Source organism: Streptomyces sp. P5F9 (genome assembly GCF_057961495.1).
In genome coordinates this window covers 1-13,681 of sequence record NZ_JBXVPZ010000082.1, presented here as the reverse complement: position 1 = coordinate 13,681, position 13,681 = coordinate 1, and the positions used below count along the sequence as shown (strand labels likewise).

8 protein-coding genes are annotated in these 13,681 nt (G+C 70.5%); all 8 read right to left on the bottom strand.

From position 1 onward, the window contains the following. Positions 1-35: 35 nt before the first annotated feature. Complete coding sequence (gap, locus tag AC31A1_RS16200; protein ID WP_489653986.1) at positions 36-1,046, bottom strand: type I glyceraldehyde-3-phosphate dehydrogenase; 1,011 nt, start codon at positions 1,044-1,046, stop codon at positions 36-38. Positions 1,047-1,235: 189 nt separating this feature from the next. After that, a complete protein-coding gene (locus tag AC31A1_RS16195; RefSeq protein WP_489653985.1) occupies positions 1,236-4,193 on the bottom strand; it encodes a M14 family metallopeptidase in 2,958 nt (985 codons plus the stop codon). A 299-nt stretch (positions 4,194-4,492) separates the two neighbouring features. Beyond that, positions 4,493-5,482, bottom strand: coding sequence for a DNA-binding protein WhiA (gene whiA / locus AC31A1_RS16190; protein ID WP_019067568.1), 990 nt, complete (start codon positions 5,480-5,482; stop codon positions 4,493-4,495). Then, entirely contained in the window at positions 5,473-6,540 is a 1,068-nt protein-coding gene (locus AC31A1_RS16185; RefSeq protein WP_026150944.1) for a gluconeogenesis factor YvcK family protein, read from the bottom strand. The genes whiA and AC31A1_RS16185 overlap by 10 nt, the downstream gene beginning before the upstream one ends. Continuing rightward, positions 6,537-7,541: an RNase adapter RapZ gene (gene rapZ, locus AC31A1_RS16180; protein ID WP_366494212.1), complete on the bottom strand. Its 1,005-nt coding sequence runs from the start codon at positions 7,539-7,541 to the stop codon at positions 6,537-6,539. Before rapZ ends, AC31A1_RS16185 begins: the two co-directional genes overlap by 4 nt. Then, positions 7,538-9,589, bottom strand: coding sequence for an excinuclease ABC subunit UvrC (gene uvrC, locus AC31A1_RS16175; protein WP_489653984.1), 2,052 nt, complete (start codon positions 9,587-9,589; stop codon positions 7,538-7,540). Before uvrC ends, rapZ begins: the two co-directional genes overlap by 4 nt. A 110-nt stretch (positions 9,590-9,699) precedes the next feature. Continuing rightward, entirely contained in the window at positions 9,700-10,371 is a 672-nt protein-coding gene (locus AC31A1_RS16170; RefSeq protein ID WP_489653983.1) for a response regulator transcription factor, read from the bottom strand. Between the two features lie 473 nt (positions 10,372-10,844). Continuing rightward, a complete protein-coding gene (locus AC31A1_RS16165) occupies positions 10,845-13,592 on the bottom strand; it encodes a PAS domain S-box protein (protein ID WP_489653995.1) in 2,748 nt (915 codons plus the stop codon). Positions 13,593-13,681: the final 89 nt, after the last annotated feature.

The following is a 13,681-nucleotide window of genomic DNA, read 5'->3' as shown; positions in this document are numbered from 1 at the left end:
AGCCCTGACTCACATCGAGTTGCCTGCTCTGGGAGTTAGAGCTGGCCGCCGACGAAGACCGTGAGGTCGACGAGGCGGTTGGAGTAGCCCCACTCGTTGTCGTACCAGCCGAGGATCTTCACCGTGTTGCCGTCCTGGACCATGGTCAGGAGGGAGTCGAAGGTGCAGGAGGCCTGGTCGCCGACGATGTCCGAGGAGACGATCGGGTCCTCGGTGTAGGACAGGTAACCCTTGAGGTCGCCGTCGTCGGAGGCCTTCTTGAACGCGGCGTTGACCTCGTCCTTGGTGACCTCGCGCTGCAGCGTCACGACCAGGTCGGTGGCCGAACCGGTCGGGACCGGGACGCGCATCGCGATGCCGTCCAGCTTGCCCTTGAGCTGCGGGAGGACCAGGGCGGTGGCCTTGGCGGCACCGGTCGTGGTCGGGATGATGTTCTCGGCGGCGGCACGCGCGCGGCGCAGGTCCGAGTGCGGGAAGTCCAGGATGCGCTGGTCGTTCGTGTACGCGTGGACCGTCGTCATCAGGCCCTTGACGATGCCGAAGTTCTCGTCGAGAACCTTGGCCATCGGCGCCACACAGTTGGTGGTGCAGGAGGCGTTCGAGATGACGTGGTGGTTGGCCGCGTCGTACTTGTCCTGGTTGACGCCCATCACGATCGTGATGTCCTCGTCCTTGGCCGGAGCCGAGATGAGGACCTTCTTGGCGCCGCCGGCGATGTGCTTCTCGGCGTCGGCCTTCTTCGTGAAGATGCCGGTCGACTCGATGACGATGTCGACGCCCAGCTCGCCCCACGGGATGTCGGCGGGGTTGCGCTCGGACAGGACCTTGATCGTGTGCCCGTCGACGGTGATCGTGTCGGCGGTGTGCGACACCTCGGCCTGGAGACGGCCCAGGATGGTGTCGTACTTGAGCAGGTGAGCGGTGGTCGCGGTGTCACCCAGGTCGTTGACAGCCACGATCTCGATGTCAGCACCCTGCTTCAGCAGCGCGCGGAAGTAGTTACGACCGATGCGGCCAAAGCCGTTGATGCCTACGCGGATCGTCACGAACCGATCTCCTCGTTGGTACGCCGGCTCAGTGCCGGCGAGTTGTATGGGATGTCCCCGACCGCCTACGACCCTACCTCCCTGAGCCCTCCGTGGTGACATCGAGATGCCCCATACACGGCAGGGCGGTCCGTACCCGCCAGTAGGGGTACGGACCGCCCTTGATGTTCATGACATCGTCACACGGGGTCAGCTGCTCAGAGCCGTCAGCGCCTTCTTGAGCAGGGCCGCGCGGTCGGTCGCCGAGGTGACCTGCTCCAGGCCGAAGCCGAGCAGCACGGTGCGGTCGGTGGTGACCGCGCCGTACGTCTGGAACAGGGCTCCGGTGCGGGTCCAGTCCTTCAGGACCGCCGGGCTGCCCGGGGGCGGTCCGGTCACGCTCCAGGCGCCGAGCGAGGTCTCGAAGCCCTCGGTCTGGGTCGCCGTGCCGCCCACGACGAGCGAGGTGTCGTCGGCGAGGACGCCGTGACCGCCGGAGCCCGGGTCGGTGATGTAACTGAGCGAGACCTCCACCGACTTGCCCGCGTAGGCGCTCAGGTCGAAGCCGACCTGCTGCCAGCCGTTGGAGGCGCCGGTGAAGCTGTTCCACGAGCCGGTGGTGCCGGTCGCGGTGCAGCCACTGGCGGAGAAGGTCAGGTAGTGCTTGAGCCACGGGTGTTCGCCGACGAGGAACCCGGCCTCGCACTCCGAGGGCAGGGCGGTGCTGGTGGCGCCGCCGACCTCCGGGAGCGTGGTCCAGTCGTCGGCCCCGGTGGTGTGGATCTCGACCACGGCATGGTCGTAGCCGGGCTCGGTGTCCCACAGCAGTTCGCTGCGCAGCGTGGGCTTGTCGGCCGCGCTCACCCTGGTGAGGTCGACGGTGCGGGTGAGGCGCTTGTAGGCGTCGTCGGTGTGGACGGCGGCGGCCATGTAGGAGCCCGCATAGGGCCCGTACGGGTTGACGGTCCCGGCGAACTGGCCCGCCCCGGCACTCGCGAACTGCGGGTACGTGGCCGGGGGCAGCGAGTCGGAGGTGACGCTGTAACTGCCCGCCCGGTCCAGCGGGTTGCCGGGCGCGCCGCTGAGCGGCCCGGTGAAGCCGGCGAGCTTGCCGGAGCCGGTGAAACCGGTGGCCCCGGGGAGGGACGTACGCGAGTAGGCGCCCAGGTAGTACTGGCTGAAGTCGTTCGAGGGGGTGCCGTCGCCGAGGTCGACGGAGCCACCCGCCCGCTCGCCGGCCTCGATCAGCTTGCCGCCCTCGTTGAGGAAGGCGCGCAGCTGGAGCTGGGTGTCGTTGCCCGGTCCCGCCGTGCCCGAGTAGTGGACGACGGTCTTGAAGTGGTCGAGTACGCCGAGCGCGTCGGGCGCGCCCTGCGTGGCGACGTCCCAGACGACCGCCTTACGACCGTCCGCCTTCAGGGCGTCGACGTAGGTCTGCGCCTGCGTCGCGGCAGCGCCCTCCTCGGCGACGACGAGCGTGTCGGCCGCGGGCCGCTTGGCCACCATGTACGTGAAGTGCGCGCTGGAGGTGGGCTTCCCGGCCTTCGTCTCGCCGGTGAACCAGACCTCGACCTTGTCGCCCGGGTCGCCGTCCTTGACCTTGGCCCGGTACTCGTCGAAGTACAGGTTGTCGTCCCCGCCGTAGGTCTGGCCGCCCTTCCAGGGCTTCAGTGCCATGTCCTCCGTACGGCCGCCGTTGACGCGGTACTTGAGCTCCTTGTCGCGCACGGACTTCCGTGCGACGACGGAGACCTTCTGGTCGGCGCCGCGCGAGTACGACGTCGGGAAGGCGGCCGGGGTGAAGTCGGCGGCGCCGAGGCCGACCGACGACGTGGGCTGGTCGGGGTGGACGGCGGTCTCGGCGACGGAGAGCGCGAAGGGGACGTTCTTCGCGAACTCGTCCTGGATCAGCTTCTCGTCGTCGGGGAAGTTGAAGACCGACTGGCAGTCGGCCGCGTTCCAGGCGTCGTTCGGGTCGATGTTCGACGCGGTCTGGCAGGTCGACATCTCGGGGGTGAACATCGACATGCTGTTGACGTTCGACGCGTGGCCGTCCGCCTCGCCGTTGGTCGTGTACAGCTCCGAGGAGACCTGCGAGCGGTAGCCGGGGATCGCCGGGTTTTCCGGGGTGCCCGCGAGGGACTTGTAGAGCACGTCGTCCGGGGTCGGCGTCGCGACCTGCCAGCCGACTCCGTAGAGGAGGAGTTCGGCGGCGGAGTGGTAGTTGATGCCGTAGGTGAAGCCGATGCGCTTCTCGAAGCTGTCGAGCGCCTGGGTCTCCGGTTCGGAGGCAGGAGCCGTTCCGCGATAGGTCTCACTCGTGGGGTTCGGGGACGAACCCTCGTCGTCGTAGCCCCACTTGTAGGCGAAGTTGCGGTTGAGGTCGACGCCGTCGCCGGTGGAGATGGTGCCGTCGCCGTTGACGTCCCGCAGGTTCTTGCGCCACAGGCGGGTGTCGGAGTTCTGGAAGGTGTAGTCGTAGCCGTCCGGGTTGGCGGACAGCACGAACCACAGCTCCGTGGAGTCGACGATCTTCTTGATGCGCTTGTCGGTCTTGTAGTTGTCCAGGTAGTAGTGCATCAGCCGGCGGGTCATCTCCGGCGTGATCCACTCGCGCGCGTGCTGGTTGGACACGTACAGCACCGAGGGCTTGGAGCCGTCCTTGGTCTTCTTCGCGTTCTTGGTCAGTTTGAGCGCGAGGATGTCCTGGCCGTCGATCGTCTTGCCGATGGACTCGACCTTGGTGAGACCGGGATTGGCCTGGCCCGTCCTGACGATCTCCTCTTCGAGGCCGCCGCTTCCGCTGTACGGGCGGAACACCCCCTGCGCCGCGTCCTCGACCCGCGTCTCGGCCTTGGCCGACAGGGTGTGCTCGGTGAGGTCGACGCCCTGCTTCTCCAGCTTCTGGGCCTGCTGGTCGGTGAGGTAGACCTCGACGGCGGTCTTGCCGGAGGCCGAGAACTGGTTGTCGCCGAGTTCGTGGGCGTCCTGTCCGGCCTTCAGGAGCAGGGGTATCTGCTTCTGGGTGACGTCGGCGTGGAAGACCTTGACCTCGGCGGGGTCGGACTTCGTCGAACTCCCGCCCTGCGCCTGGGCGATGGGTGCGATGCTCGCACCAGCGATCAGGAGGGCGCCGACAGCGAGGATCGATCTCGCTCTGTGTCTCATGAATCCCCCTAGCAGTCGTTCGCCACAGCGACGAACAGTTGCCAGGCTCATGACACTTCATGATCGAGTCAAGGGGGCCTCAAGGACGGTCAAACGGGGACCTCCGGGGTGCGGGCCGTTGATTGCCCCCGGCCTGATCGGCCGTCGGGCCCGAAAGGGCGCCCGCGTCGGCGTGTCAACGGTTCGTCAGTAGTCGGCCAAGGGGGCCCGACGACAACGAAACGCCGGTGCCGCCGCCCCAAGTGGGCATCGGCACCGGCGTATTGACGGATCATCGGCCGATCCGTGTCGAGTGATCGTCAGCCGACCATGTTGTCGGCCATCTCCTCGGTGATGCTGGACTCCGTGCCCGGGATGCCGAGGTCCTGGGCGCGCTTGTCGGCCATCGCCAGGAGTCGGCGGATACGGCCGGCCACCGCGTCCTTGGTCAGGGGCGGGTCGGCGAGGGCGCCGAGTTCCTCCAGGGAGGCCTGCTTGTGGTCCATGCGGAGCCGCCCGGCCGCCGCGAGGTGCTCGGGAACCTCGTCGGCGAGAATCTCCAGCGCGCGCTGCACGCGGGCTCCGGCGGCGACGGCCGCGCGGGCCGAGCGGCGCAGGTTCGCGTCGTCGAAGTTGGCGAGCCGGTTCGCCGTGGCGCGCACTTCGCGGCGCATCCGGCGCTCCTCCCAGGCCAGCACCGACTCGTGGGCGCCCAGCCGGGTGAGCAGGGCGCCGATCGCGTCGCCGTCACGGACGACCACGCGGTCGACCCCGCGCACCTCGCGCGCCTTCGCCGCGATCGACAGCCGGCGCGCGGCGCCGACCAGTGCGAGCGCGGCCTCCGGACCCGGGCAGGTCACCTCCAGGGAGGAGGACCGGCCGGGCTCGGTCAGCGAGCCGTGGGCCAGGAACGCGCCTCTCCAGGCCGCCTCCGCGTCGCAGGTGGCTCCCGAGACGACCTGCGGCGGCAGGCCCCGGATGGGGCGGCCACGGCCGTCCACGAGCCCTGTCTGCCGGGCCAGCTGATCACCGCCCGCGACCACCCGGACGACGTAACGGGAGCCGCGGCGCAGGCCGCCGGGCGCCATCACGATCAGTTCGGAGCTGTGGCCGAAGATCTCCAGGATGTCCCGCTTGAGCCGCCGCGCCGCCATCGCGGTGTCCAGCTCCGCCTCGATCACGATGCGCCCGCTCACCAGGTGGAGGCCTCCGGCGAACCGCAGAATGGCGGAGACCTCCGCCTTCCTGCAGCAGGTCCGGGTGACGGGGAGCCGGGAGATCTCATCCTTCACCGCTGCCGTCATCGCCATGGGCCGATCCTTCCATGCATCCGAAAAATACGGTCGTACGCGGCGGCCAACAGCTCCGGGTCGTGCCTTGGAGTTCCGTCGGTCCGGGCCACCGGCGCCAGCTCGACCGCGGCGTCCAGCCGCTTGGCGGCTTCGGTGAGCGACGCGCGATCGGGCACGGCGGCCTCGTCGGCCAGCACCACGTCCAGGGCGAGTTTAGGGGCGTGTCGTCCCAAAACCTCCAAATGACGCTGCGGGGAGAAGCCATCGGTTTCTCCGGGCTGCGGCGCGAGGTTCAGGGAGAGTACCCGGCGCGCCTTCGTCTCGGTGAGCGCGTCGAGCAGTTCCGGCACCAGCAGATGCGGGATCACCGACGAGAACCAGGAGCCGGGACCGAGCACCACCCAGTCCGCGTCGAGCACGGCGGCGACGGCCTCGGGCACGGCCGGCGGGTCGTGCGGCACGACGTGCACGGACATCACCTCGCCGGGTGTGAGCGCCACGGTCGCCTGTCCCCGGACTGTGTCGACGTCGTCGGGACGCGCCGGATCGTGCCCCTTGACCAGTGCCTGGAGTTCGAGCGGTACGGCGGACATGGGCAGCACGCGCCCGTGCGCGCCGAGCAGCTTGCCGACCAGGTCGAGGGCCTGGACGTGGTCGCCGAGCTGTTCCCACAGGGCGACGATCAGCAGATTGCCGACCGCGTGTTCGTGCAGGTCGCCCTTGGACTGGAAGCGGTGCTGGATGACGCGGGCCCAGGTCTGGCCCCAGTCGTCGTCGCCGCACAGCGCGGCGAGGGCCTTGCGGAGGTCCCCGGGGGGCAGCACGCCCAGTTCGTCGCGCAGGCGTCCGCTGGAGCCGCCGTCGTCGGCCACGGTGACGACGGCGGTGAGGTCGCCGGTGATGCGGCGCAGCGCGGTGAGCGAGGCGGACAGGCCCATGCCGCCGCCGAGGGCGACCACCTTGGGCTGGGTGCCGCGCCGGCGCGGCTTGCCGCCGCGGGCCTCGACAGGCCTGGTCGTCCGTCCTTCGGGCACCACTCGGCGCAGCCTGCCCAGCCGTGGGCTACGTCCTGTCATTCCCGTCCCATGTCCCGGTGCACGACCACCGTCTCGACGCCCTCGGCCACGAGCCGCGCGGCGAGCTTCTCCGCCGTGGCGACCGAGCGGTGCTTGCCGCCGGTGCAGCCGATCGCGATCGTCACGTACCGCTTGCCCTCGCGCCGGTAGCCGGCCGCGATGAGCCTCAGCAGCTCGGCGTAGCGGTCGAGGAACTCCTTGGCGCCGGGCTGGTTGAAGACGTACGCCGAGACCTCTTCGTTGAGGCCGTTGAAGGGGCGCAGCTCCGGGATCCAGTGCGGGTTGGGCAGGAAGCGCATGTCGGCGACGAGGTCGGCGTCGACCGGAAGGCCGTACTTGAAGCCGAAGGACATGACGGTGGCCCGCAGTTCGGGCTCCTCCTCGCCGGCGAACTGGGCGTCCATCTTGGCGCGCAGTTCGTGGACGTTGAGGCTGGAGGTGTCGATGACGAGGTCGGCGTCGCCGCGCAGTTCGCGCAGCAGCTCGCGTTCGGCGTCGATGCCGTCGACGATGCGGCCGTCGCCCTGGAGGGGGTGGGGGCGGCGCACCGACTCGAAGCGGCGCACCAGGGCGTCGTCGGAGGACTCCAGGAAGACGATCCGCCGGGTGACGTTCTTCGACTCCAGGTCGGCGAGGGACTCGCGGAGGTTGTCGAAGAAGCGCCGTCCGCGTACGTCGACGACGACCGCGATGCGTGCCACGTTGCCCTGGGAGCGGGCGCCGAGCTCCACCATGGTGGGGATCAGGGCGGGCGGGAGGTTGTCGACGACGAACCAGCCGAGGTCCTCCAGACACTTGGCGGCGGTGGACCGCCCGGCTCCGGACATCCCGGAGATGATCACCAGTTCGGGGATGGCCGCTTCGGGCACCCCGGGTGTCGTGCTGTCCGTACTCACCTGTGCTCCGTCGTCCTGGACCTCTTGCTGCGGAGCCTGATCGTCGCCGGTTTCCTTGTGCGTCCGATCTCGGTCCGCTGTGGGCTGCTTCTCTTGTTCGGTCATGTCTCCTGCCCCCGTCGCTCGTCCGGGGCTCCCGCGGGTACGGGCTCCCCTGGGGCACCGGCCGTGGTCCCGGGTGTCCCGTCTTCCATGTCTTCCATGATCTCTCCAGTCGCCGTGTTCACGGCGGGTGCGGCCGGGGCCGCCTGGGCGAGGGCCACCGCGATGGTCTCGGCGGTCTTGCGACCTATGCCCGGAACCTCGCAGATCTGGTCGATTGTCGCGGATCGCAGCTTCTTCACCGAACCGAAGTGCTTGATCAGTGCCTGCTTGCGTGTCTCGCCGAGGCCGGGCACGTCGTCCAGGGGGCTCGCCCGGAACCGCTTGGCCCGCTTGGCCCGCTGATAGGTGATCGCGAAGCGGTGGGCCTCGTCGCGGACGCGCTGGAGGAGGTAGAGGCCCTCGCTGGTGCGGGGCAGGACCACCGGGTCGTCGTCGTCCGGGAGCCAGACCTCCTCCAGGCGCTTGGCGAGGCCGCACACGGCGATGTCGTCGATGCCCAACTCGTCGAGGGCCTTCTTGGCGGCGGCGACCTGCGGCTGCCCGCCGTCGACCACGACGAGCTGCGGCGGGTAGGCGAACCGCTTGGGGCGGCCCTCGTCGTCCTTGAGGTCCCTCAGCTCGTCGCCGTCCGTCCACTCCCCCGTCTTCTCCTTCTCGGCGAGATAGCGCCGGAAGCGGCGGGTGATCACCTCGTGCATGGAGCGGACGTCGTCCTGGCCCTCGAAGCCCTTGATCTGGAAGCGGCGGTACTCGCTCTTGCGCGCCAGCCCGTCCTCGAAGACGACCATCGATGCCACGACGTCGTCGCCCTGGAGGTGCGAGATGTCGTAGCACTCGATCCTGAGGGGGGCGCTGTCCAGGTCGAGGGCCTCGGAGATCTCCTCCAGCGCGCGCGAGCGGGTGGTGAGGTCGGAGGCGCGCTTGGTCTTGTGGAGGATCAGCGACTGCTGGGCGTTGCGCGCGACGGTCTCCATGAGGGACTTCTTGTCGCCGCGCTGCGGGATGCGCAGCGACACGTTCGCCCCGCGCCGGTCGGTCAGCCACTGCTGGACCGGCTCCACCGGGTCGGGCAGGGCCGGGACGAGGACCTCCTTGGGGACGGAGTCCCCGGTCTCCTCGCCGTAGAGCTGCTGGAGGGCGTGCTCGACGAGGGCCGCGGTGGTGACGTCCTCGACCTTGTCGGTGACCCAGCCGCGCTGGCCACGCACGCGTCCGCCGCGGACGTGGAAGATCTGGACGGCCGCCTCCAACTCGTCCTCGGCGACGGCGATCAGGTCGGCGTCGGTCGCGTCGGCGAGGACGACCGCGCTCTTCTCCATGGCCTTCTTGAGGGCGTCGATGTCGTCGCGCAGGCGGGCGGCCCGTTCGTACTCCATATCCTCGGCCGCGTCCGTCATCTGTTTCTCCAGACGGCGGATGTACGTGCCGGTGCGGCCGGCCATGAAGTCGCTGAACTCCTCGGCCAGTTCGCGGTGCTCCTCCTCGGAGACGCGGCCGACGCAAGGAGCGGAGCACTTGCCGATGTAGCCGAGCAGACAGGGGCGGCCGGTGCGCGCCGCGTTCTTGAAGACGCCGGCCGAGCAGGTGCGGACGGGGAACACGCGCAGCAGGAGGTCCACCGTGTCGCGGATCGCCCAGGCGTGTCCGTACGGCCCGAAGTAGCGGACGCCCTTCTTCTTGTGACCGCGCATCACCTGCACGCGCGGGTACTCCTCGTTCATCGTCACCGCGAGGTACGGGTAGCTCTTGTCGTCGCGGTACTTGACGTTGAACCGGGGGTCGTACTCCTTGATCCAGGAGTACTCCAGCTGGAGTGCCTCGACCTCCGTGGACACCACCGTCCACTCCACCGACGCGGCCGTGGTGACCATCGTGCGCGTGCGCGGGTGGAGTCCGGCCAGGTCCTGGAAGTAGTTCGCCAGGCGCTGGCGCAGGCTCTTCGCCTTTCCGACGTAGATCACCCGGCGGTGCTCGTCGCGGAACTTGTAGACCCCGGGCGAGTCCGGGATCTCTCCCGGCCTGGGGCGGTAGCTGGAGGGATCGGCCATGTTTCCCACCCTACTGGCGCGGAGTGACAGCGCGGTGGGGCTGTGGACAACGCCGGACACGCCCGGCGGAACTCTTGCCGGGTGTCCGGCCGGTACTCCGAGCGGGACTCCTATCTGGACTCCAGAAACGTGAGAACGGCCAGGACACGGCGGTGGTCGTCGGGGGCTTCCGGAAGGCGGAGTTTGCCCAGGATGCTGCGGACGTGCTTCTCGACGGTGCCTTCGGTGACCCACAGCCGGCGGCCGATGCCGGCGTTGGAGCGGCCCTCCGCCATCAGCGCCAGGACCTCGCGCTCACGGGCGCTGAGGACGGACAGCGGGTCGTCGCGGCGCTGCGCCGAGAACAGCTCGTGCACCAGGGAGGGGTCGACGACCGAGCCGCCCTTGTGGATGCGGTCGAGGGCCTCGACGAACTCGTCGACGACCGTGATCCGGCTCTTGAGGAGATAGCCGACCTTGTGGCCGCCGGCCAGCAGTTCCAGGGCCTCCTCGACCTCGACGAACGCGGACAGCACGAGGATGCCGGTGTCGGGGTGGCGTTCACGGATCGTCCGGGCCGCCTTCAGGCCCTCGGTGGAGTGGTCGGGGGGCATCCTGATGTCGACGATCGCGAGGTCGGGCCGCTCGGCGTCGACCAGTTCCAGGAGCCGTACCGCGTCGCCGGCCTGGCCCGCGACCTCGTAGCCCAGGCGTTCGCACAGGCTCGCGAGACCCTCCCTGAGCAGGACGTCGTCGTCGGCGAGGACGACCCGTCCCCGCGCGGTCTGCTGCGATGCGTCCATCGTCACGGCTCCCCTTGCCCGACCGGTGCGGTGCGCCACGCACAGCCTGCCGGACCGGGTCGGGTACGGCTAGCGGGTAAGGGAATTGGGGGGTGACCGTGAAGACGTGGCGCCGTGTCCGGGCCATTCTCGAAGCAGTGCGCATGCGGGCGGACCCGTCACCCGGGCGCGAGGCGAGGGCCCCGGGTCGGCAGGGCGGAAGGGCTGCGGGAGATGCGGCGGACACGGGCGGACAGACGACGGCGGTCGGTCCGTGGCCGTCCGTACGAGGACGACACGCGGTCCCTGAAGGACCTCCTCGACCCGCGGGACCCCGACGTGGTCCGCGCCAAGCGCCTACGTGCCAGAACGTCGGAGCACCCCTGAAGCCGGACGGCTGCCCCTCCGTCCGAGTAGACCGCCCGACGCGTACGCGACGTCACCGAGTCCATGGTTCCCCCGGCCTGGACCCCCGTCGCGTACGCCTCGGGCGGTCACCCCTCCGTCCGGGGAAGCGGCAGTCGTACGGTGAGGGTCGTGCCCTCCCCCGGCGGGCTGGCGACGTGCAGCTTGCCGCCGATCGCCTCGACGCGGTCGACGAGTCCGATGAGCCCGGAGCCGTGCCCGAGGTCGGCGCCGCCCACTCCGTCGTCGGCGATCGTCACCTCCAGGACGTCGTCCTCGACCAGCGCCGACACCGCCACGAAGCTCGCCCGCGCGTGCTTGACGGCGTTGGTGAGGCACTCGGAGGTCACGTAGTAGACGGCGACCTCGATCCGCTCCGGGAGACGGCCCGCGGGCAGGCGCAGATCGAGTTCCACGGGGACGGCGGAGCGCCGGGCCAGCGCGCGCAGGGCCGGGCCCAGGCCGCCCTTGGAGAGGATCGCGGGGTGGATGCCGCGCGCGACCTGCAACAGGTCGGCGAAGGTGTCGTCCAGGCCCTTGGCGATGTGGTCCAGCTGCTCGGCGAGTTCCTCCGGCTGCTCGTCCAGCATCGACTGGGCCATTCTGAGGTCGAGTTGGAGCGAGACGAGCCGCTGTTGGACGCCGTCGTGCAGATCGCGTTCGATACGGCGTCTGGAGGCGTCCCCGGCGGCCACCACGCGCGCGCGTGACGTGGTGAGCTGGTCGCGGCTGTCGGCGTTGGCGAGGGCGGTGGCGACGAGTTCGGTGAAGTCGGCGAGCCGGGACTCGGTGCCCGGGGGCAGCGGTTCGGTGCCGGCGGCGGCCGCGACGACGGCACCCCACAGCCGGTCGTCCACGACGATGGGGGCGCCCACCGAGCGGCCCACGCGCGCGGGGCGGGCGGTGCGCGCCACCTCCGCCGCGGCGGCCGTCTCGGCCTCGGCGGCGCCCCCGCGGGCGGAACCGAGGACGGTGGCGGCCCCGTCGGCGCCGTAGCGCAGGACCGTGGCGGAGCCGCTGCTCAGGACCTTGCCCACCTGGTCGGCGACTTCGGAGAACACCTCGTGCGGTGGCACCCCGCGCGCGACGAGGGTGGCGACCCGGCGCAGTGCGGTCTGTTCGCGGGCGGCGCGGCGGCTGTCGGTGACGTCGCGTGCGGCGGCGTAGATCAGGCCGTCCGCGGTGACCGGGCGGGCGTTCCACTGGAGCCAGCGTTCGGTGCCGTCGTCCCGGAGGAGGCGATTCTCGAACTCGGCCAGTTCGACGCCGCTCGCCAGCCGGTCGAGGGCGGCACGCGTGCGTGCCCGGTCCTCCGGGTGCACGAACTCCAGCCAGGGTCTGCCCAGGAGTGCGTCGGCGGAGTGGCCGAGGGTCCGCTCGAAGGCGGGGTTCACGCGCTTGAAGTGGCCGTCGAGTCCCGCGATGCACAACAGGTCGAGGGAGAGGTGGAAGATGCTCGCCAGCTCCTGCTCGGCCTTGTCGCGCCGCCCGTGTGCGGCGGCGAAGGACGCCATGGTGCCGTTCATGCCGCCGAGCAGCTGCGCCCAGGTCCCCTCGAACGCGGCGACGTCCGCGCGGTGGCCGAGCCGGTTGTCGTCGATCGCCGTGTTCATGGTGTTGATCTCGCCGGCGAGCCGTTCGGTGGTGACCCGCAGTTCGCGGAACGTGTCGGCGACGGCGCCGAGTTCGTCCCGGCCCGCGTACCGGATGTCGTACGACAGATCGCCCTCGGAGAGCGCGCGGGCGCCCGCGGAGACCTCGCTGAGGGGGCGGGTGATCGACAGACGCAGGGTCAGGGCGAGGACGGTGACGGCGGCCAGGACGGCCAGCGACATGCTGAGGTCGCGTGCCTCACGCGTGCGTGCGGTGTCGAGGTCCCGGGCGGCGACGCGGCCCAACTCGGCGGCGGCCTGGTGCTGGATGACGCGCAGCGACTCGATGCGCTGGGTCGAGGCGGTCAGCCAATCGGCGTACGTGGGCCAGGCGTTCTTCTTGGCGTGCGGGTCTGCGAGGGTCTCGCGGGTCGTGCGGACGACGAGGCCGGGGTGCTGGAGGAGGACGACGTAGAGCCTGCCCTTGAGGGCGGCGGGCGCGGTCCGGTCGAAGTCGTCCAGGAGCGCCTTCTCCAGGGCCGACCAGCGGTCCGTGGCGGTGGCGTGCGGGGCGTCGGAGGTGTCGAACAGCACGGCCAGTTCGGTGCGTTCGCGTTCGGCGGCCTCGATGGCGTTCAGGAGCGCGATGTGGGCGTCGGCCGCCTGCCCGGAGGTGCGGGTCGGCCGGCCGGACTCCAGGGTGGCGGCCAGCTCCAGGAGGTCGTCCTCGATCGTGTCGTACTGGGCGGCGAGTTGGGGCGCGGTGAGCGAGCCTGTCCCCGACTGGAGCCGCAGGGCGTGCAGTTGGCGGTTCCGCGCGTCGAGCCGGCCCGCTACGTCGGACGGCCCGGTCCAGCCGGCCGCGCCCAGGAGGGCCGCGTTCAGGGCCTGGTCGGTGACGTGCTGCGCACCGGAGCGTTCCTTCAGGGTCGCCGCTCCGGGACGCAGCCGGGCCTTCACGGCGGCGATCCGTTCCCCGGCGATGGCGTCGGTCAGCGCGGTGGTCCTGAACGACAGCGCGGTCGCCGTACGGAAGTCCCGCATCGCCTGTGCGTCGTGCCACTGCGAGACGGTGCCGAACACGGTGAACGCCAGCATGCCGGTCACCGGGAGCAGCACCAGGAGCATCAGCTTGCGCCCGACGCGCAGCCGGGCGAGGAAGGGGATCCGGAGGGCGGCACCGGGCCGCGGGCGCCGACGACGAGGGCCGCGCCGGGCGGGGCGGCCCGAGCGCGGGCTGCGCAGCTCGGGGAGCGCGGTGGGTGTGGCGAGGTCGGGCTCGGGGCGGAACCCTGCGAGCAGCCTACGGAGCGGGCCCGGGGACAGGGGGCGAC

Excerpts from the sequence above, each read along its gene's own strand:
- AC31A1_RS16195 (WP_489653985.1), bottom strand. The coding sequence starts at position 4,193 with ATGAGACACAGAGCGAGATCGATCCTCGCTGTCGGCGCCCTCCTGATC.
- whiA (WP_019067568.1), bottom strand. The coding sequence starts at position 5,482 with ATGGCGATGACGGCAGCGGTGAAGGATGAGATCTCCCGGCTCCCCGTC.
- AC31A1_RS16185 (WP_026150944.1), bottom strand. The coding sequence starts at position 6,540 with ATGACAGGACGTAGCCCACGGCTGGGCAGGCTGCGCCGAGTGGTGCCC.
- rapZ (WP_366494212.1), bottom strand. The coding sequence starts at position 7,541 with ATGACCGAACAAGAGAAGCAGCCCACAGCGGACCGAGATCGGACGCAC.
- uvrC (WP_489653984.1), bottom strand. The coding sequence starts at position 9,589 with ATGGCCGATCCCTCCAGCTACCGCCCCAGGCCGGGAGAGATCCCGGAC.
- AC31A1_RS16170 (WP_489653983.1), bottom strand. The coding sequence starts at position 10,371 with ATGGACGCATCGCAGCAGACCGCGCGGGGACGGGTCGTCCTCGCCGAC.